The following is a 19,732-nucleotide window of genomic DNA, read 5'->3' on the forward strand; positions in this document are numbered from 1 at the left end:
ACCATTCCGCTTACAGAAGCTTCAAAAAGCGAACGCGGGAGAACCTTGCCCTGGATAAACGGCTCAGCTCGTCTGCTTATAATGAATAGCTTCTAGATACGTGAAGTGTTAATGACTCATCACCAAATGCGTGTGATGCGTTTTTATCGTGGCTGATTTTTGAAGAGGGAGTCCATAAGATACCAGAAGTGCAACTCTGGTCAATTGCTAACTTAAATAAACTGCGAACCGTGAATCATGGCCGGAATAATTAAGTCTTTATTATATGGTTTCAATTTCGTGAGCCAATAAATTGTTTTTATTGATACTTCCCTTAAAGTCGCCTGTTATAAGGAGTGAGGTTATTAATTTACAGTTTTTATGTAAAATAAGTTCTTGTGGTTATCAAAAACAAACTCCTTTTTTGACAAAATTTCCAGTTCCGGCCAAGGGTGTAATCACGAATCGTGAATGATGGTTTGAAGTGGGGGAATACAGTGCGATGAGTTTTAGGTATTTTCAGGCCAATCGGGGGTTCCCTATTGGTTGAGTCAAGGAGGCAGCATGTCCTGTACCTCTGAGTTATTACCTATCAGGCGAGACGCACCGCCCATTACCGGTGAGGGGCCTGATCACTGGCCTGGATGCAAAATGTGGCCTGAGAATGCTCGCACGATCGGCTGAGCGCGTGCGCCGAGGCTACCTACTTATCGGCGATGTTCAATATCGCTCATCCTAGGCACTGTGCCGCCTTGCGCCATTAGCCGCTTCGCCGCTTGGACGCGCACAAACGTCTCCAGTGCCTCACGGATGAGGTCGGCTTTTCCGGTATCGGGGCTGGCCAGCTCCATTGCTTTTTCGAAAAGCGCATTTTCAATCGTGTGAGTGATTTTCATGATTAACTACTCCTAGCACACCTCATTACGGACGTCTAAAAGCCAGCCGCGGGGAGACCAGCATGCTCGACAATATTGACCAAGATCTGCTCAAAGCAGCGATGGGGCTGTTTGCTGGCGATGAGCAATCCGCGCTCCGTTGGCTTCAAAAGCCTGAGAGGGCTCTTGGCGGCAAAAAGCCTATCGACGTTGAGATAAGTGAGGTTCTCCGATTGATAGGTCAGATCGAGTACGGCGTTGTTCCTTAGTATGAGACCTTTTTATTTTGCCTTTATGGGTGATAAAGCGCGCTTATGGTGTGGGCGGAAGTTCCGTTGTGGGCTAAACCGGTTTGAGTTTCCAATGCAAGTGGCTGCGTGGTCAAACAGGCGTAAGCGTCCGGCTAACACACCTTCCAATTCCTTGGCGGCCGGCTTAACTCGCGTCCTCGGCAGTACTCAACAAGGTCATCAGCGATTCAGTTCGTAACCCAATCGAAACGCTGAGCACCTGAACCTCGCTCACGCGATCCAGTCGAAAATGGCGGAAGTCCTGACGCGATTCACACCATGCGATCAAGATGGGCGTCGCTTCCGCGTAGCCAACAATTACGGGCCAAACGACTCGGGCTGTCTCTTCACCGCTCAAGGCCCTATAGCTCAGATTAATCTTTAATCCTTCGCGGATCGCCTGGCGGAATGCGGACGTATCCATTTGCTCTTTCTTCGAGTCGAGATTAGGTTTGGCCGCCACGCTTGGTACTTCGATAAGCCGACGCAAGTGGTGAGGTAGTACGGTGGAGACCTTGGCGATTACATCAAGCGCAGCAGTGGTGAGCTGCTTGTCACCGTGCTCCACTACCCATTGAGCCCCGAGCACCACGGCCTCGATCTCATCTGGGGTTAGCATCAATGGAGGCAGGTTGTACTCGCGGCCCAGAACGTATCCCAATCCTGTTTCGCCTGTAATTGGAACCCTTTGACCGATCAGGTCGGCCATGTCGCGGTAAAGCGTGCGCGTAGACACTTCAAGTTCGGCGGCCAGCGCCGCGCCGGTGACCACGCGATTTGACCGGCGCAAAATTTGAATAATCTGGAAAAGGCGTTCGGCGCGACGAATGATTCATTACTCCTGCTGACACAACGGTGGCAACAGCGATCCTTTAAGATCATGTCACTCACACCACAAAGGATATTCCTGATGAAATTCGCATCCACTCGCCTAATCGCGGGCGACATAAATACTTTGGTCAGTTTCTACGAAATGGTCACAGCAACGAAGGCCCAATGGCTATCGCCGCAATTCGCCGAGATTATCACCCCCAGTGCAACTCTCGCGATTGGAAGTGCCGAAACCGTCGCGCTGTTCAGTGCGGGCAGCGCGGAACCCGCCAGCAATCGCACAGCGATCCTGAAATTCATTGTAGACGATGTAGATGCCGACTTTGAGCGCTTGCAGGGAAAGGTTGATCTCGTGCATGAGCCCAAATTGATGCCTTGGGGGAACCGCTGTTTACAATTTCGTGATCCCGAGGGAACGATCGTTGGTTTGTTTACGCCTTTCACGGACTTCGCAAAAGCACGCTTTGGTTCGCGGTGACGGCGAAAGCGTCTGCCCAACATGCCTTGCATGAGTCAGGTCTATCCCCGTTGATGCGGCAGCAGCTGCCCGATTTCACTCGCCCGCTTCGTCGGCAACCGTGCCAGCACATCTTTGAGAAGTACACGGGTAATGGTCAATCATCCGTGTCGGCTGGATCAGGCTCATGATTGCTGCCACCCGCTTGGCCTTGCGCAGTTAACTGGCAAACAACTACCGAGTTGGTGAGTATGCGGTCTGTACGGACTGGAGACTTTGTTAAAGGATGAGTGAGCGCTGGCGATATGAATCGCCAGCATTACATAACTGCGCAGGAAGGATTACTCGGCAGCCACCTTGGCTGCTGACTCTGTTGCCGCAGCTGCCCGAGCGAGCGATCCATTGCGGTGTAATTCGCAAATTGCCCATCGACTTTGCATTTTGCTAGGTGTTAGGAGGTCTAGGTAAGCAAATCGCAGATGTACCACAGCGTATTTGAACATTACCATTTGGGTGAGACAAATAGGAGTGCGCATGCTTAAGCTAAATCGCGATCAATGTATTGATTGGGGCCCCGATTGTTCTGGTGATGATAGAGGGTCGCCCAGTGCGGTGATCATGATTAGACCGGAAAATTTCCGCACCAATCCGGAAACGCTTTCGGATAATGCATTTCAAGCAGAGATGATCCCGTTGTCTCAGAAAGACCTTGCCGAGAAGGTGTTTAGCGAAGTCACTCGTGCAGCGAAGACGCTGGCGAACGAAGGTATCAGTGTTCATTTATTTGACGATTTGGGTCTTGATCATCCTCATGATTCAGTATTTCCAAATAATTGGTTTTCAACAAGCAGGGACGGGAAGATAGCGTTATTCCCGATGTTTTCAAAAAATAGAAGAGCAGAGCGTCGAGACGAAATAGTGACCTTTCTTAAGGAGTACTATCACGTTTCTGAAATAGTGGATTACTCGCCTTTGGAGGTTGATGGAGTTTTTCTGGAGGGCACGGGGGCGGTCGTCATAGACCATAACGAAAGTGTTGCTTACACCGGGCTGTCTAATCGCGCAGACGTGGGCGCCATGAAAGTATTTTGCGCAGACTTCGGATACCTCCCGGTATGGTTTGATACCGCGGATGCTAAGGGTAATCCGATATACCACACTAATGTGATGTTGTGCGTTGCAGAGTTTTTTGCCATTGTCTGCTTGGCATTGGTAGTGGATGAAAAAAAACGCAAGCTGTTGAATGCTCTGCTAAGCGCGCCAGGCCGGACAGTTATAAATATTTCAGTTGAGCAGGTTCGGTTATTTGCGGGAAACGCGATAGAGCTTTTCGGAAAAAAGGGTAGGGTGTTAGCGCTGTCCACCACCGCAGCCAATAGTTTGAGTGCCGATCAACGAGCTGTCATCGAGCGGACTAACAAAATTGTCGCTGTCGAGTTGGTCCATGTGGAGTTGTCCGGCGGCTCTATGAGGTGCATGCTGGCTGACTACACTTATCGCGGAAGCTATCTATACAGGAAGGTGCATGGTGAAGCGTAAAATTGGGTTTGTTGAGTGGCCAGAAGACCTGGATCCTGGCAGCTCGCAATGGAGCGAAATTTATCATACTGTTAATGCCGCAGGCTTGGATTTACTCGTTACTAATGAGATGCCTTTCGGGCCTTGGCTTGCTGAGGGTGAAAAGTTTGATCTCATTCATGCCAAACATAGTGTGAATTGTCATGAGCGGGGGCTTGACGCACTTTTGGAATTAGAGGTCGGCGCCGTGGTCTCATCAAGGCCTCGATTCATGAATGCCGGTTTAGTAAATGAAGCCTTCCTGTTGGAAAAAGGAGAATATCGAGCGATCCATCAGAAGCAGTATTTTCCGCAGGAAACAGGTTATTTCGAAGCAACATGGTTTCGTACGGAAGTTTCGGGCTTCGATACCGTGAATGCTGCGGGGATCAATATAGGGGTGCTTCTCTGTACGGAATTGTTTTTCAACGAGCATGCGCGTGCTTATGGCAAGCTGGGTGCTGATCTAATCGTGGTGCCTAGAGCAACAGGAAGAATTGAGCCGCATTGGACTGTCGCCGCATCTATGGCTGCCATCGTTTCAGGATCATATGTAGTCAGCTCAAATCGCATAGGCCGTTCGATTGGCGGAACGGAATTTGGAGGGGTTGGGCTGGTGTATTCTCCGCGCGGTAAAGCGGGCGATAAACTAACATTAGGTAATGGCCTCTTCGTGACAGAAATAAACCTGGATGTTGCAAAAAAACAGAAAAGTGTTTATCCATGCTATGTTGCTGATAAATCTATCTAGCTGTTTTTAGGAGTATAGTCATGCTGGCGAAACACGGTTTCAGCGCGCACGACACCTCAATGCTGTTTGGTGAGTTGCATAAATGCAGTTAGCAAATATTAGTTGTTTTGCATCGCCGCCGCTGTTGTGAAATTTATCGGGAGTATGTTTTTTGAAAATTATTCGTTCCAATCAGTTCATAGGTGATCGTCCTTGGGCCTCTATCGACATCGCCTCTATGAATGGCATTACGACTCGCCTTCACTGGACTGACCAGCCTTATAAGTGGCACGTGAACGACGGGCAGGAAGTTTTTGCAGTGCTGGATGGGCGTGTTGAAATGTTTTTTAAGGAAGACGGAGTAGAGAAGTCGACCCTCCTTGAGACCGGGGATATCTTCTATGCGTCTGTCGGCACCGCGCATGTTGCGCATCCCTGTGGCGTTGCGCGAATCCTAGTTGTAGAAAGCGAAGGAAGCGTTTAACTGCATTCTGCGGATTTTGCGAGAGGGCGATGATCGTCCTTATCCCGTTTTATCGCCTTTGTGATGCGCCATCAATATATGGGTTTCAGTATTGATAACATGAGTAAACTCTCTCACCGTCGACAACACATTATCCAAGTCCGCTAAGGTTTTGTTAGATAACTCGGCAATCACATCCCAGTAGCCACCTGTTGTGTAGACATTTTTGGCTGCATCCATTTTCGCCACTGCGCGCAGTACTTCCGGCGTCTTGCTCGCTTTGACTTTGACAAAAAGCAAGGACTTTACTGCTGTCATGTCAACTGGAATGTTCAGTCGTAGCGTATAACCGGCAATTATTCCTTTGGATTCCAATCGATCAATTCGCGCTTGTATTGCGTTCCTCGACAGCCCTATTTTTTGTGCAAGGGTTGCGACGGGGCATCGACTGTTATTTAAAAGCGTGTCTAAGATTGCTCTGTCAATACTATCTATATCCATAATCTGCCTCATAAAATGCGTTGTACAGACCAGGTGGAACGTTGACTTTCCTTGCGGGTGATCTGTGACAGTGGAGATCAATTTTATGGTTGTGTGAGGCGCGTTGCAAACCCGAATTTACGGGACTGTCTTTCCGGAAGGAATAGCATTCTCCTCATCCCGGTAAATCTTGATAAAAAGGACATCTGTGACCGCCCAATTGTAAGAATTTACCATGCCATGTCCTAGTCGCTTTTATGATTTTTTGACTCTATAAAATAAGGCATAACAGCCATACAGTGTGGTCGATACCGCGCTGAACAGTTTTGAATGAGTTTCTCAGCATCAGCCGAGGACCCAAGGAACTCGTGGCACTGCCGAATGAACATTTTCCGGGCAGACAGCTGTTCCGATCGCAGGAGAATCAACAATGCTCGACACTCCAAGAGCAGACGCATCAATCCCCACATATCCTCCAGTGCAATCGATCCTTTTCAGTAGCACTGTCTGGATCTATATCCCTGGATACTTGACGCCTTTCACTGGACGGTGATACCACGGTTCTGGCGGTGGCTCAAATAACCGACTCCAGCCGTCACGCCACGGGCGTCTTGCCAACCTCTATATGCCTACCCAGATGTCCACGTTCTTACCCTGAGGATCGCCTCGCGTCACCTGCCCGAGGCAGGACCCTATGCAGTAGTTCCGCACGTACGAATCTGTGTGGGGTAGCAGGAACTGCCGTCCCTACCGTGACCAAATCACAACCTCATTTCAGTGCAGAGCCTCAGATAGAAATGACACGAGGAAGTCTGGGGAGCGGGAATGGGTATTGGAAGATAGAAGATCGCCACATTCTATGTAAATGGTATCGGAGCCAAGCTTTAAAAACATGGTTTTCCCCTATAAACCATCTTTAAACTCATCTTTTAAAAGTTCTGAAAATTTATCTTTTGCACGATGAAACCCGGTATGTTTGTTCCAGATAAAATAATTCTGTATCGGCGTTAAACCACTAAATGAATATCCACTAATACTGCCGATTCTTCTGAACTGCTCAAATACTCCTCTGGGCACTAAGGATACACCTGCTCCAGAACTAACGCACCCAAGAATGGTGCCATAACTTGCTATGCTAGTTATAGGGGTGGGTATTCGATGTTCGTTTAACCAAACTTCAAGGGATTTCCTATAAGGGCACCCTTCTGGCCACATAAATATATTCTTTCCGATCAAGTCTTGCGGAGTGCTTATCTTGCCCATGACTGACGAAGCAATTAGCATAAGCTCCTCTTTATATATTTCCATGCGCTCAATATCTGGGCACTCATCTTTGACCGCAATAATTGCACCATCTAGTTTGTGCGCGACAACGTCACTTAACAGCTGCGACCAGATCCCGGTACTGAACTCCATTTTTACAGAGGGATAATTCTGATGGTACCTAGATAAAAGATTAGGTAACCTTCCTGTGGCAGAAGACTCTATTGCACCAATCTTCAGTATTCCAGAGGGTTCGGACTCAGGGTCGATAGCTCTACGAGCCTCATGACACAAAGACAAAATTTTGTTTGTGTAGTTTAAAAATATCAAACCGGAAGGGCTAATTACCAGCCCTCTGCCTTTCCTAATAAACAAGGATGTTTCAAGTTCTTTTTCTAAAAGCTTGATTCTGTTCGTAATGTTTGACGGAACGCAGTGCAGTACTTTAGATGCTTGAATGATACTTCCTTGCTCAGCAACAACTTTAAACATAGTTAGCTGGGATAGTTCCATCTGCTCATTGCTCACCAATAGTGAATGACGAAATCATTATAAGTTACTTGTTGCCGGTCTTTCAAGTATTTAATGTTGGCGTCTCTGGCCCTATGCAAAAAATTCATTGGGATAAGCCAGATAAGCCCTCAAGGATAAAGGCGAAATTATGAACTCAGCATCATTGCAAAGTTATTTTGAGATTTTAGAAAAAAACAAGTCGATGCAGGAGTTCGGTGAAGTTTTCATTGAGGCGCTACCCAAGCATTTAGGAAATTTGAAAATACCAGGCAGAGCTATCCTCGAAAATCTCCGGAGGGATCCCCGTTTCGCACACGTTGAGCAGATAGGTGAAATTAAAAATGCAATGCGAGAGGTGCTGTGCCATTCAGTCACCCAAGAGGCTCAGTCTTGCGCTGAAAACGCATTCAATGCATTTTTGAAAAAAACCGAAGTTGATACCGCTGTTTTGAAATTTTTCAATGGATGGAACGAAACCCATAAAACTACCAGTTTAGTTTCCGCTAAAATCATAATGCGTCTGTCAGCAGACGCATTGTCTGTGTCTCCCGAAAACCAAGTTGGCTATCATAACGTTATGGCTCACATGCATGAAGTTGCAAAAGATGATTTTGGACTAGGGCATAAGGGACATGATGGCATGTACAGCTACCTGACAGCGGCCTTTGAAGCGCAAGACTGGGTACAGGCTCGATATAAGGTTAAGGAATGTAACGAGTTTTCAGATTTCCTCTACGAAACAGGCGTAGCGGAACATAGGTCGCCTATGAACTCTCTTGAGCACAAACAATCTATTATGGATGCCATGATGATCTCCATCGCGTCCGAACTTTGGAATGGAAGGGAATACAATTTTATCGCTCAATACATTGAAGAAAAACTTCTGTCCATAAATCCTATGTTAGCTAGCAATTCTCAGAGTTTACGCAATGCAAAAGGATACATTTTTGGCCATGCTGGGGAGGTAGAGAACAAACATGGCTTGCATGCATTAGCGGCAGCACAGGCTTACGGGCGAACGGTTGACTTGCCATTTCAAATAGATCGACTGAAAGAAATAATGCTTGATTACAACCGCCGGGTTGGAAAAGCATTTAACTCGTTACATGGATCCTTTGCGTCGATTAATTAACGCGTTAGCGGCTTTCATCTTGGGAATTCCGGATCCAAAATGAAAGTCGCTACCTCAACCCGGAGGAATGAGACAGTCATCATCATGCTCAGGGAAGCCTCGATGAACATCTTACGAAAATCACAGATTGCATATCAAAGGGAAATCACAATGCTCAGTCGAAAACTGAAATCTGCGTCGGATGGTTTATATGGGTTTTGAAAGTAGTTTAGTTGCATTGGGTTTTTTCGCTTTCTGCGGTGGACTGATTGATGCAGCGGTTGGCGGCGGAGGGCTTGTGCAGGTTCCGGCACTCTTACACGCTCTTCCCCAATACAGTTTGGCAACGGTTTTTGGAACTAATAAGTTAGCTGTGTTGGCCGGAAATTTTTCTTCAATATTTACCTATCTCAAAAGGATAAAAATCATATGGAAGCTCATGCTTCCAACGATGGTTTCAGCATTTATATTCGCCTTCCTTGGCGCCCTCTCTGTTTCACTAATTCCTAGACGTCTTATGGAGTATGTTGTTTTTATAATTTTGATAGTTATGGCGAGCTATACATTTATAAAAAAAGACCTAGGCCGATTCAGTTCTGACATGCACTGCGGAAAAAGAGAAATTTTGCTAGGGATTTTTTTTGGGGGAGTGATTGGTTTCTATGATGGGGTATTTGGTCCAGGTAGTGGCAGCTTACTACTGTTTATTTTTGTCAGATTTTTTGGATTCGACTTCCTTAACGCATCAGCTTCAGCAAAGCTAGTTAACTTGGGGACGTTTAGCGCAGCTTTGTTGTTTTTTATTCCTTCCGGCAATGTTTTATGGACGATAGGTGGTGTGGTTGCGGTCTGCAATACCGCAGGTTCTCTTACGGGTGTTTTTTTGGCCTTGCGTTTTGGAAGTGGTTTTATTCGAAAATTTTTTTTAGTTTTACTTTTGTTCCTCATAGGTAGAATGGGAATATCGATATTCTTATAACTCGTTACCTAGGTATCAATCAGTGACTGCGCGCTAAAATTCGTATGATTTTCAATTACAATTACAGCTTTTTGCACTGCGTCATCACTCGCAAAGTTGCGCTGTTGTAAGCTATTAAAAGTAAGAATCCAGGTCAGCAGCTTTTGCGGCATTTGTCGCATGATTGAAGCTGGGCTGGGGATTGGCATCCTGCCGATTTGCTCCGTGCGTCCGTAGGTGTTCAAGGCAAGTCTCAGAGCTATCACTCTCGAAGATGATTGGGCTGAGCGAACGCCTTACGTGGGAATAGCAAGAAACTCACGGATCTCGCCGGAGGCGTCGAATCTATTTAATGACCTCTCCAGCTTGGAAGGATAGAAGAGTGTGGCCTGAGTGATTAACACAGTGTGGTTTTGTTCGAGATTCACTCTGTCGATTTTGGCGGCAGGTGTGAAGGTCATAACCGGCTCACGAGTTTTGCCATGGTTTTGACATGGGCCCTGGCAGCGAACATGATCAACGACGAAGAGTTTGATGAACTGTTATCTGAGGCAAAAGTAGCGCCCTACGAATCAGAAAGCACGCTGGCGGATTTAGTGCTCTGGCGCGAAGTAGCTTTTAGGTCTTTGGCCATCCTTTCTCGAAACCAAACGCTTACTGAAGAGGATTGGAAAACCATTGAGCTATCGATCCAGAAAGCGATCTCTAGCGCCGCTTTCCGATTTGATGAGACTGGCATCGTGCGATGGGGGACGACCCCGTCAGGTTTGAGCTTGGGAACAATTGCTCAACGACTAGCCCTTGGCTTAAACGAGTTTCTGAGCGGCGCTTTGGTTGCAAAAATGAAGCAGTGTGAGGGATGTACTTGGCTATTTATCGACACCTCAAAAAACCATAAGCGGCGATGGTGCTCCATGTCGACATGCGGGAGCAAGGAGAAAGTACTCAAGCAAAAAGGGCGGGCCGAGCGGCGTTCAGTGGAGCGATGATTTCGTAGTGAAGGGCGCGCGATCTTCTATCGGCCGCTAGGTAACATCGCCATCACTCTTGCACCCCATATCCACGGCAAGAAACAAACTATTGGACTTATGATCGTTTGAAGTAAGACCGGTAACGCCGAGAAGCGCGTATCCCGCTTATATCCTTGGGGATAGAATCTGGCTGAAAACCACGAAATCTATGGATGACACCAGTCTCTTTAGGCACCAAATTCAAGAAAGGTTTTGCGTGGCAGGGCTTTTTTTCGCCTGCAAAAACGACATCGTACTCCCTTCCGCCCTGTAGGAGCTGCCGAAGGCTGAGATCTTTTGATCCTCCTCTTTCACGCATTCTGACTGGCAGAGCATTTTGCAAGGATTAATCAAATGGAATGTATGCGTCCGGCCAACACACCTTCCTGACACCGCCGCCTAAGGCGATGGTGTCCACCTAATTTAAGTGGACACCATTTCTAGCCTTTTAAGCGGGTTTTCCATGCAGCCACAACGCCGTTCTTACTCCAAATCCTTCAAAGCCCAGGTCATTCAAGAGTGCGCCCAGCCCGGCGCCTCGATTGCCAGTGTCGCGCTGAATCACAGCCTCAACGCGAAACTCGTCCACAAATGGATTCGAGTCCAAACGCAGCAAAAAACTGAGCTGCAACCTGCGTTTATTCCGTTACCCATGCCGCTAGCCGGAGCAAATTCGCAGGCTGGATCATCAAATATCTGCATTGAAATCCAGCACCCGCGTGGCACTGTCAAAGTGAACTGGCCGACTGAAAGTGCAGCTGCGTGCGCCACCTTTCTTCGAGACCTGTTGCGATGATCCGCATCGACTCCATCTGGCTCGCCACTGAGCCCATGGACATGCGCGCCGGCACCGAAACTGCGCTGGCGCGTGTGGTCGCCGTGTTCGGTGCGGCGCAGCCGCACTGTGCTTATTTGTTTGCCAACCGCCGCGCCAATCGCATGAAAGTGCTGGTGCACGACGGTCTGGGTATCTGGCTGGCGGCGCGCCGCCTGCATCAAGGCAAGTTCTTCTGGCCGGATTCTCGGCACGGCTCACAGATGGAATTGGGTGCTGAACAACTGCATGCCCTGGTGCTGGGTTTACCTTGGCAAAGAGTCGGCCCCAGCGGCGCGATTTCCATCATATAACACCTGCCATGACCACCCAGGCCGTGCAACTATCCGTTCAGCCTATCGTCGGTTTTAGCACGCTCTGGCAGAATCGGCGGCATGACTTCGCTTCCCAATCTTGACCAACTAAACCCTGAACAACTGCGCGCTCTGGCGGCGCAGTTGATGCAGCGTGTCGAGAGTCTCGATCAGAAAGTCGAGACTATGGGCAAGCAAATCCATCATCACAAAACGGTCAACGAGAAACTGGCCCACGAGATCGCGCAGCTCAAGCGCTTCAAATTTGCCAAGCGCAGCGAGCAACTGAGCCCGGATCAGACCAGCCTGCTTGATGACCTGATCGACACCGACATCGCAGCCATCGAAGCCGAACTTGAAGCGCTACAGCCCGCTCCCGTTTCGACCGAGACTCGGCAAAAACCCAAGCGTACTGCCTTGCCGCCGCAGTTTCCGCGCACCCTGATCCACCACGAACCCGACAACAGTCACTGCCCGTGCGGCTGCGCCCTCAAGCGCATTGGCGAGGATGTCAGCGAGAAACTTGACTACACGCCGGGCGTGTTCACCGGCGAGCGCCATATCCGTGGCAAGTGGGTCTGCGATGATTGCGAAACCCTGATCCAGGCACCCGTTCCGGCGCAGGTCATCGACAAGGGCATCCCAACCGCAGGGCTTCTGGCCCACGTCATGATCGCGAAGTTCGCTGACCATTTACCGCTCTATCGCCAAGAGTCGATTTTTGGGCGAGCCGGTTTGGCCATCGCTCGTTCAACCCTGGCGCAATGGGTCGGCAATTGTGGTGTGCAGTTGCAGCCGCTGGTCGATGCCCTGCGTGATGCTGTTCTCGAACATGGCGTAATCCACGCTGATGAAACGCCGGTACAGATGCTGACGCCGGGCGCAAAGAAAACCCATCGAGCATATGTCTGGGCCTACGCCACCAGCCAGTTCTCGGAGTTGGCGGCGGTCGTTTACGACTTCAGCCCCAGCCGCGCCGGAGAGCATGCACGTAACTTCCTGCAAGATTGGAAAGGCAAGTTGGTCTGCGACGATTTTGGCGGCTACAAGGCCAGCTTTGAACTCGGCGTTACTGAGATCGGCTGCATGGCTCATGCGCGGCGCAAGTTCTTCGAACTGCACGCCACCAACAAGAGCCAGCTCGCCGAACAGGCCTTGCGCTACATCCAGTTGCTTTACGAAATCGAGAGCGAAGTCCGCGATCTTGAACCGGATTTACGCCGCCGAATACGGCAAGAAAAAGCGGGGCCTGTAATGGACGCCTTGCATGCCTGGATGATCGCCCAGCGCCACCTTGTGCATGATGGTTCGGCTATCAGTAAAGCTCTGGATTACAGCCTCAAACGTTGGGCAGCGCTGTCGCGCTATCTCGATGACGGGGCCGTACCCATTGACAATAACTGGGCGGAGAACCAGATACGGCCGTGGGCGTTAGGTCGCAAAAACTGGCTCTTTGCAGGATCACTGCGCAGCGGCAAAAGGGCAGCGGCGATCATGAGTTTGATACAATCGGCGCGGCTCAACGGCCATGATCCGTACGCCTATTTGAAGGACATCCTCACGCGTCTGCCGACGCAGCGAGCGAGTGAGATTACAGAGCTGCTACCGCATAAATGGTTGCCAGCTTAACTACGCAAGGCTTGATGACAGGGCTTAGCTGGTGCCGAGAAGCGGCTTAGTTGATTAGATACATCGAAGGTGCCTGACCTAATACCCGGCGAAACATGGTCGCGAACGCAGCGGGGCTTTCATACCCCATTTCTAGGGCAACGGTGGTCACACTATGACCGTCGGCCAGTCGTGAAAGTGCCAGAACGACGCATGCTCGTTGACGCCATTGCCCAAAGCTAAGGCCGGTTTGCTCCCGAAAAAGGCGAGTGAATGTCCGCACACTCATGAATAACGAATCAGCCAGTTGTAGGGGAGACAGGTTGATATCCGGCGTCATCAGAAAGCTTTTACAGCTTGCCAGCAACCGCTCATGTGTGGGCATAGGAATATGCAAAGGGAGTTCGTTTGCACGTTGTATTTCGTGCAACAGAAGACTGATCAGCACGCCGTCTCGACCATCCTCTTCGTACTCCAAAGGCAAATTCACGGCATCCTGAAGCAGATGGCGCATTAATGCGCTCACCTCGATCACTTGGCATTGCTCTTGAGTGATCGTTGATTCGCCGGGCTCGATGTACAAACTGTGAGTCCTTACGCCAAGAAAGAGCACTTCATGGGGTATCTGCGGCGGTATCCAAACCGCGCGTTGTGGTGGCACCACCCATGTGCCAAGGCTCGTCGTTACCTGCATGACGCCTTTCGATCCATAGAGCAATTGAGAGCGCCGATGGCTGTGCATCGGTAGGCGATGCCCATGGTTATAGTCTGTGCTGATAGCCACAACGTTACGAGGGGTCGAATCCAGAATGGCGATGGAAGCATTGTGCATCGTGATGATCCATGAGGCTTTGGCCGAAACGAAAACACGGTTGGCTCGTTCACTAAAGTTGTCCAAGCGCCGCATTACTAAGATGCCTGCTCAATAAACATTGAGCAATGGAAGATACTGGATGAGCCTTTTGATCCTCGCAGCCTTTGGCTGCTTGACTGGAGTGACCACTGTGCTGTTCGGGTTCGGAGGCGGATTTGTGGTCGTGCCGCTGGTGTATCACGTGTTGATTTCCGGTCACAGTCCGGGGGAGCCTGTTTATGATTCTGCGATGCAAATCGCGGTGGCCACTTCAACGGCTGTCATGGTGATCAGCGCATCGATGGCTACTTTCAAACAGCATCGGGCTGCAAAACTTGTTCGTGGCTACATCTGGCCGCTGGCAGGCTATATCGCACTTGGTTCGGTGGCTGGAGCAGTGCTGGCCAGTGCAATGAGCAGTAATGGTATCCGGATAGCGTTCATGGTTTACCTAGGGCTGACCATCGCGGATTGCCTGTTTCGCGAGGGTTTTTTACAGAATTCAGTTCACACCAAAAGGAATGTGCGTGCGATACCTATCAAAGGTGTCACCATCGGAACGGTTGCTACTCTGCTGGGCGTAGGAGGCAGCGTTATGACCGTGCCGCTAATGCGCAGAGCCGGTTTGAGCATGGCTCAATCATCGGCACTGGCGAACCCTTTGAGCATGCCAGTGGCGCTGGTAGGATCGCTGATGTACGCAGCTACCGGGCAACTCGAAACGGCGGGAATAAACAACGGTTTTCTGGGCTATATCTATCTCCCCGCATTTGGTTTATTGACCGTCGGTTCGTTGATCGGCGTTCGCTTGGCACTACCTCTTGCAGGAAGGATCCCGGACAAGCTGCATGCACACATTTACGTTGCACTGCTCATACTTGTTTTGTTAGCGCTATGTATTAATTAGCTAACGGCTTCAAAAGGCTGGCTTGCGACACAAGGTAAATGACTTGGCCGGACGTTTACGCCGGACGTAAAAATTCATAAGTAAGGTGAGATCGCCGGACGCTTACAATGGAATCGTCACTGGAAACAGTAGCTCTTTTCTCCCTCAAGCTGGCTTACGAAACGGAAGGTCAAAGTCCGATTTTGCGTGACGATCTGATCATGGGCGACTACCAGAAGGACGTATTTGAGTTGCTGGTCCGGAGGGGTGATGTCGAGGCTATCCAGCTGAAAGTCGATGAATGCCTGGGCCTGGCGTTGAATGCACTGGGGGGCACTGATAAGCCACTGGGGCGCGAGCTGCACAGGTTGTCAGCTGATTTCAGCAGTGCTAAAACGATGGAGCAGCTGGATGTCCCGCTCATTGTGATCAAAGACTACTTGAAAGACATCCAGTAGCCAATGTTCGGGCACCGGGTGCGTGCTCACTCGACATTGATAGGCCCCTTGGTCCCAGCATCCTATTACTCCAGCAATCCTGATTCTTCAGCCGCAGATTCCCCTGAATCGTAAAGTGAAGGGCAACGTGGGCTTGAATAGATCATTGTTGCTGATCACTTAGTATCGAAGCCAAGACCTCTGTCCCGTGCCAGTTGATCGCCAGCGGCACACAGTTTACGGATGCGAACGCTATGAGCAGATCCTCCCATCGCGCAGGAAAACCTTACATTACAGCTCGTAAACTCCGCTCTTTCGGCCGTTTTTGCTTTGTTTTGCCTGCCTCGCCTATGTTTTTCACCTGCCTGCTATCGGGCTTGCACGACCCTGGGTAAGCCCGTTAGCGGGCATCAGCGATCAATTCCCGCTCGGATTGCAGCAGTCGTGGCTTGAACATGCCGTTAGCGATCATCGGCGCGGGCTCCTTCATCGCCGTGCTGCTGGCAGAGGAATTCGCGTATCGCTTCACCGACGAACACCTCGATGAGGTAGAGAGAATCTCCTACGTCCGCGCCCAGCTTGCAGGGCTTCAGGAGAATGAACCGTGCCGTCTCCGTCCCAATCTTCAATGATGATTCAATGTGATGAACTCGTTGTTCTTCCTGTGGTGGCAACCTCCATAGCCGTAACTGGTGGGTTTGATCTGAGTGTTGTAGAAACAATCGTCGACGGCCAATACGCTCACGCCCGCATCTGCGAGTCGTGTCAGAAGTCAGCATTGCTGATGCCTAGGAAAAGTGGGCGCGTATTTGAGGAAATGATTTGGATGTCTTTCGTCGAGATTCTGAAATTTTCTGTCTGAAATAGTTGACGGAAAAAGCACTTTTAGTTGTACTTATTTGAACGATTTTCAACCTATTAAAATGAGTGGTCGTAAGCCCATAACTGGCAGGCGAGAACATCATGATTTCTAAAGGATTCATCGCGGGAATCGTAGCTTTGGCGCTCCTGTGGATCGCTGTGGTGTATGGCGCCATGAAGTACATGGAAGGGGGCAGCCATGTACCACCCGATTTCGAGCCGGCGAGTACGCAGGTCCGCGGATAGTCTCTTGGTCGAGACGCTTCTTGGCACGATTTGGGCTTCGGCTTGGACGAAACCGATGAATGATAAATTTCGACAGATTTACGGCTATCGTAGCGATGTTGTCGTGGTCGAGGATGACCCCGTCATACGTACCCTCATCGTTGATATTTTGACAGACATCGGCGCCACGGCCGTGGCTTTCGAAACCGCCGATGACGCCCTAGAACATGTCCTTGAGTCCCACGCAATTTGTCCGCTGGTGATCGTCGATCATGTCTTGCCTGGACGGTTGCTGGGAACCAGGTTTGCTGAGATGGTCAAGGCGAAGTGGCCCAACGTTGCTCTCCTGATTACCAGCGGATACGAGCTACCATTGACAACACTTCCTCCGGGCGCTGCTTACATTCAGAAGCCTTGGACAGTTGACCAATTCGAGCGGATGACGTTGGAACTCCTTCGTTAGAGCCTTGGACATCTGTAGATGGCCCGGGTCTGCCGCCTATGCTTCCGCCGTAAGTAGCCATTTACCTCGCAACGGTTCTCTCTTATTCCGAATTGTTCACCTAGGTGATCGCTTGCATCCGAAAATGCAAGCGAGGGGCCGGTCTCAAGCGGCAGGCTTGAGCACAACTTTGGTCCAACCATCGTCTCGTGCATCGAAGTGCTTGTAGGCCTCCGGGCCCTCAGCGAGAGGCAGGCGATGAGAGATAATTTGCGAAGGCTTGGCGCGGTCGTGATGAATCAGTTCAGCCAACTGGCGATTGTACGCCTTGACGTTCGCCTGACCGGTTCGGATGGTCTGACCTTTGAACCAGAATGCGCCAAAGTCGAAGGCCATTTTGCCTTCCTTCGCTAACTCGTTCTTTGCGCCTGGGTCCTCAGGTATGAATACACCCACGACTCCAATCCCGCCGGTGGCCTTGGTCGAAGCGACAAGGTTATTCATGGTCAGGTGGTTGGCCTCATGCCCGTGGCGGTCGCAACATTGATAGCCGACACATTCACACCCACGATCTGTCCCTTTGCCATGGGTAAGGTTGAGTATCTGGTCGACCGCTTCTTTCTCCGATGAGTTAATTGGGGTAGCCCCCATTTTTGCCGCCAGTTGCAGGCGGTCGGGGTGATTATCAACGACAAACACCTGGGATGCGCCTTTGATCAATGCCGAATGGGCAGCCATCAAACCGACCGGGCCAGCACCATAGATGGCAATACTTTCACCAGGTTTCAGCCCCGCCAATTCTGTCGCGTGCCACCCTGTCGGGAAGATGTCCGAGAGCATGACATAATCGTCCTCACGCTCTTGGGCGTCCTCGGGTAGCACCAGACAATTGAAGTCTGCGTAGGGAACTCGCAGTAGCTCAGCCTGACCACCTTGGTAAGGACCCATTTCTGCGAAGCCATAAGCGGCTCCAGCATTGCCAGGGTTGGCAGTCAGGCAAAAGCCGGTAAGGCCTTTCTCGCAGTTTTCGCAGAAACCACAGCCGATGTTGAAGGGCAGACAGACACGATCACCCACTTTAATCCGGTCTACACCCGCACCGATTTCGATGACTTCACCTAGATTTTCATGGCCGAAAGCTCGGCCTTTTTCAAACGAGGTGCGGCCTTCGTACATGTGCAAATCCGACCCGCAGATATTGGTGGTGGTAATTCGAATCAAAGCATCGGTGGGTTTTTCTATTTTTGCATCAGGGACATTTTGTACGCTGACGTCACGCGGTCCGTTATAGATGATCGCTTTCATCTTGCTCTCCTTCTAGTGCTCGGGAAGGGAGTCATTCATGACTCACAAAATATTGGTCCCGGTGGTGGTGAAGGACGTTCAATCGTTGTGACATAGCGTCTGACCGGTGGTGTTCTCCGAGTTGTATCTAGCCGAGCAACACGGAGCAAAATTACTTTCCTAACGCTTCGCTGTGCATCGTTTTGGCCATGGGTGTGTAGTCGTACGTGGGGTAAAATTCGGTCTTGAACCCACCCCAGGCGGTGTCTTCGATCACGCGGTTTACTTCACGTAATCTTGCGGCAGGGACTTTGAGCGTGACGACTTGGCCAATCCCCATCATGACGTACCAGGAGACCACTTCAATTCCCTCTGGTGGGAAGCGTTTGAAGAATTCCTGCTCGGTCAATTCCCGATTGATTTCAGATAGAGGTTTGGACTGATCGTGGCGGAGGAAGATCGTCAACAGGAAGTTCCCATCTTCCATTGCTACAGCTGGCGGGAAGGCCGATGAGGGTGGGCCTTCAGCAGCGCTGGCAAATTCAATGTTGGTACCGACAGCTAGTAGCGCAACGCATAAGAGAACAGAGACAGGCGCTTTCATTAAAAGATGCTCCAACTTATTAGAGAAGGCTCGAACGCAACTCGCTTAGCGACCTCGGCGACCTTTGCACTGGCCTTTGCTGGCAAGCCGAATGGCTACAGGATAGGTTTTCCACCGGTGACGCCGTAACGCGACCCAGAGATATAGCTCGCCTCGTCTGAAGCCAACATCACGTAAATTGGAGCCACCTCTGCCGGTTGCCCTGGACGCCCCAATGGGGTCTCCGCACCGAAGCTTTGAATGTCATCCTCAGTCATGGTCGAGACAATGAGCGGTGTCCAGATCGGTCCGGGAGCCACACTGTTGACCCGTATTCCACGGTCCCCCAGCAACTGGGCCAAACCTGCGGTGAAATTCGCGATGGCGCCTTTGGTAGCCGCGTAGGCCAGCAAGGTAGGCTTGGGCATATCAGAATTGATCGAGCTGGTGTTGATGATCGACGCCCCGGACTGCATGTGTTTCATCGCGGCCTGACAGATACGAAACATGGCCGTGATGTTGATATCAAAGGTTCTTACCCATTCCTCGTCTGGTATGTCCTCCAGTGATTTGTGGGTCATCTGAAAAGCCGCATTGTTGACCAGCACATCGATCCGTCCAAAACGCTCGGCGGTTTTATCCACGATATCCTGGCACCTGGCTTTCTCCGCGATATCGCCTGGCAGCAGCAAACATTGCTGCCCGGTTTGCTCGATCCAGAACGCCGTCTCTTGCGCATCTTCATGCTCATCGAGATAAGCAACCGCCACGTCTGCACCCTCACGAGCAAACGCGATAGCCACCGCGCGGCCGATGCCGCTATCGCCGCCGGTAACCAGCGCGACCTTGTTTTTCAATCGGCCAGACCCCTTGTACGTCCGCTCTCCGCAGTCTGGCAGCGGATGCAT

The 19,732-nt window shown here is 50.4% G+C and carries 23 protein-coding genes and 1 pseudogene (1 of these 24 only partly in view); 16 read left to right on the top strand and 8 right to left on the bottom strand.

Annotated features, from left to right (window positions below; translation table 11 throughout):
• Positions 1-686 precede the first annotated feature (686 nt).
• Positions 687-875 carry a type II toxin-antitoxin system VapB family antitoxin gene (locus ACF0H7_RS07065; protein ID WP_397452066.1) on the bottom strand — a complete coding sequence of 63 codons (189 nt, stop codon included), beginning with the start codon at positions 873-875 and terminating at the stop codon, positions 687-689.
• A 62-nt stretch (positions 876-937) separates the two neighbouring features.
• Between ACF0H7_RS07065 and ACF0H7_RS07070 the strand changes: the two genes are divergently transcribed.
• Positions 938-1,123, top strand: a complete 186-nt coding sequence (locus ACF0H7_RS07070) for an antitoxin Xre/MbcA/ParS toxin-binding domain-containing protein (protein ID WP_397452067.1) — start codon at positions 938-940, stop codon at positions 1,121-1,123.
• Positions 1,124-1,289: 166 nt separating this feature from the next.
• Here ACF0H7_RS07070 and ACF0H7_RS07075 read toward each other — a convergent pair whose 3' ends face one another.
• Positions 1,290-1,916: a helix-turn-helix transcriptional regulator gene (locus ACF0H7_RS07075; protein ID WP_397452068.1), complete on the bottom strand. Its 627-nt coding sequence runs from the start codon at positions 1,914-1,916 to the stop codon at positions 1,290-1,292.
• 21 nt (positions 1,917-1,937) lie between these two features.
• Between ACF0H7_RS07075 and ACF0H7_RS07080 the strand changes: the two genes are divergently transcribed.
• The 4 genes from ACF0H7_RS07080 (at position 1,938) to ACF0H7_RS07095 (ending at position 5,203) form a co-directional block, all read left to right on the top strand.
• Positions 1,938-2,453, top strand: coding sequence for a VOC family protein (locus tag ACF0H7_RS07080; protein WP_397452069.1), 516 nt, complete (start codon positions 1,938-1,940; stop codon positions 2,451-2,453).
• A gap of 513 nt (positions 2,454-2,966) precedes the next feature.
• On the top strand, positions 2,967-3,971 hold the full coding sequence (ctlX, locus tag ACF0H7_RS07085; RefSeq protein ID WP_397452070.1) for a citrulline utilization hydrolase CtlX: 1,005 nt from the start codon (positions 2,967-2,969) through the stop codon (positions 3,969-3,971).
• The gene (locus ACF0H7_RS07090) at positions 3,958-4,740 is read left to right on the top strand and encodes a carbon-nitrogen hydrolase family protein (protein ID WP_397452071.1); all 783 of its coding nucleotides are present in this window, start codon (positions 3,958-3,960) and stop codon (positions 4,738-4,740) included. Before ctlX ends, ACF0H7_RS07090 begins: the two co-directional genes overlap by 14 nt.
• 151 nt (positions 4,741-4,891) lie before the next feature.
• Complete coding sequence (locus tag ACF0H7_RS07095) at positions 4,892-5,203, top strand: cupin (RefSeq protein ID WP_397452072.1); 312 nt, start codon at positions 4,892-4,894, stop codon at positions 5,201-5,203.
• A gap of 39 nt (positions 5,204-5,242) precedes the next feature.
• Here ACF0H7_RS07095 and ACF0H7_RS07100 read toward each other — a convergent pair whose 3' ends face one another.
• Complete coding sequence (locus ACF0H7_RS07100) at positions 5,243-5,683, bottom strand: Lrp/AsnC family transcriptional regulator (protein ID WP_397452073.1); 441 nt, start codon at positions 5,681-5,683, stop codon at positions 5,243-5,245.
• Between the two features lie 882 nt (positions 5,684-6,565).
• Entirely contained in the window at positions 6,566-7,438 is an 873-nt protein-coding gene (locus tag ACF0H7_RS07105) for a LysR family transcriptional regulator (protein ID WP_397452074.1), read from the bottom strand.
• 148 nt (positions 7,439-7,586) lie between these two features.
• Between ACF0H7_RS07105 and ACF0H7_RS07110 the strand changes: the two genes are divergently transcribed.
• From ACF0H7_RS07110 to tnpC, 7 genes and pseudogenes are all read left to right on the top strand, one after another.
• On the top strand, positions 7,587-8,570 hold the full coding sequence (locus tag ACF0H7_RS07110; RefSeq protein WP_397452075.1) for a hypothetical protein: 984 nt from the start codon (positions 7,587-7,589) through the stop codon (positions 8,568-8,570).
• Positions 8,571-8,760: 190 nt separating this feature from the next.
• Positions 8,761-9,528: a sulfite exporter TauE/SafE family protein gene (locus ACF0H7_RS07115; protein WP_397452076.1), complete on the top strand. Its 768-nt coding sequence runs from the start codon at positions 8,761-8,763 to the stop codon at positions 9,526-9,528.
• 114 nt (positions 9,529-9,642) lie between these two features.
• Positions 9,643-9,885, top strand: a pseudogene (locus ACF0H7_RS07120) (LysR substrate-binding domain-containing protein); the annotation flags it as partial.
• Between the two features lie 134 nt (positions 9,886-10,019).
• Positions 10,020-10,496, top strand: coding sequence for a CGNR zinc finger domain-containing protein (locus tag ACF0H7_RS07125; RefSeq protein WP_397452077.1), 477 nt, complete (start codon positions 10,020-10,022; stop codon positions 10,494-10,496).
• Between the two features lie 448 nt (positions 10,497-10,944).
• The gene (gene tnpA, locus ACF0H7_RS07130; protein ID WP_397452078.1) at positions 10,945-11,313 is read left to right on the top strand and encodes an IS66-like element accessory protein TnpA; all 369 of its coding nucleotides are present in this window, start codon (positions 10,945-10,947) and stop codon (positions 11,311-11,313) included.
• Positions 11,310-11,645, top strand: a complete 336-nt coding sequence (gene tnpB, locus ACF0H7_RS07135; protein WP_397452079.1) for an IS66 family insertion sequence element accessory protein TnpB — start codon at positions 11,310-11,312, stop codon at positions 11,643-11,645. The genes tnpA and tnpB overlap by 4 nt, the downstream gene beginning before the upstream one ends.
• A gap of 81 nt (positions 11,646-11,726) precedes the next feature.
• Positions 11,727-13,274 carry an IS66 family transposase gene (gene tnpC / locus ACF0H7_RS07140; RefSeq protein WP_397452080.1) on the top strand — a complete coding sequence of 516 codons (1,548 nt, stop codon included), beginning with the start codon at positions 11,727-11,729 and terminating at the stop codon, positions 13,272-13,274.
• 46 nt (positions 13,275-13,320) lie between these two features.
• Here tnpC and ACF0H7_RS07145 read toward each other — a convergent pair whose 3' ends face one another.
• Entirely contained in the window at positions 13,321-14,085 is a 765-nt protein-coding gene (locus ACF0H7_RS07145; protein WP_397453848.1) for an AraC family transcriptional regulator, read from the bottom strand.
• Between the two features lie 121 nt (positions 14,086-14,206).
• On the opposite strand from ACF0H7_RS07145, the gene ACF0H7_RS07150 reads away from it, so the two are divergent.
• The 4 genes from ACF0H7_RS07150 (at position 14,207) to ACF0H7_RS07165 (ending at position 16,978) form a co-directional block, all read left to right on the top strand.
• Positions 14,207-15,013 carry a sulfite exporter TauE/SafE family protein gene (locus ACF0H7_RS07150; RefSeq protein WP_397452081.1) on the top strand — a complete coding sequence of 269 codons (807 nt, stop codon included), beginning with the start codon at positions 14,207-14,209 and terminating at the stop codon, positions 15,011-15,013.
• A gap of 107 nt (positions 15,014-15,120) precedes the next feature.
• Entirely contained in the window at positions 15,121-15,450 is a 330-nt protein-coding gene (locus ACF0H7_RS07155; RefSeq protein ID WP_397452082.1) for a hypothetical protein, read from the top strand.
• A gap of 428 nt (positions 15,451-15,878) precedes the next feature.
• Positions 15,879-16,061, top strand: coding sequence for a hypothetical protein (locus ACF0H7_RS07160; RefSeq protein ID WP_397452083.1), 183 nt, complete (start codon positions 15,879-15,881; stop codon positions 16,059-16,061).
• Between the two features lie 530 nt (positions 16,062-16,591).
• Positions 16,592-16,978 (top strand): response regulator, encoded by a 387-nt coding sequence (locus ACF0H7_RS07165; RefSeq protein ID WP_397452084.1) that lies wholly within the window; start codon positions 16,592-16,594, stop codon positions 16,976-16,978.
• A gap of 144 nt (positions 16,979-17,122) precedes the next feature.
• Here the strand turns inward: ACF0H7_RS07165 and ACF0H7_RS07170 are convergent, their stop codons facing one another.
• From ACF0H7_RS07170 to ACF0H7_RS07180, 3 genes are all read right to left on the bottom strand, one after another.
• Positions 17,123-18,262: a glutathione-independent formaldehyde dehydrogenase gene (locus tag ACF0H7_RS07170; RefSeq protein WP_397452085.1), complete on the bottom strand. Its 1,140-nt coding sequence runs from the start codon at positions 18,260-18,262 to the stop codon at positions 17,123-17,125.
• Between the two features lie 151 nt (positions 18,263-18,413).
• A complete protein-coding gene (locus ACF0H7_RS07175; RefSeq protein ID WP_397452086.1) occupies positions 18,414-18,845 on the bottom strand; it encodes a hypothetical protein in 432 nt (143 codons plus the stop codon).
• A gap of 95 nt (positions 18,846-18,940) precedes the next feature.
• Positions 18,941-19,732, bottom strand: partial view of an SDR family oxidoreductase gene (locus ACF0H7_RS07180; RefSeq protein ID WP_397452087.1) — the 3' portion only. The gene runs 66 nt beyond the window's last position; 792 of the gene's 858 nt are visible here — the last part of the coding sequence; its start codon lies beyond the right edge, outside the window; the stop codon is at positions 18,941-18,943.

The organism is Pseudomonas sp. NA-150 (assembly GCF_044336365.1).
Lineage (GTDB): Bacteria > Pseudomonadota > Gammaproteobacteria > Pseudomonadales > Pseudomonadaceae > Aquipseudomonas.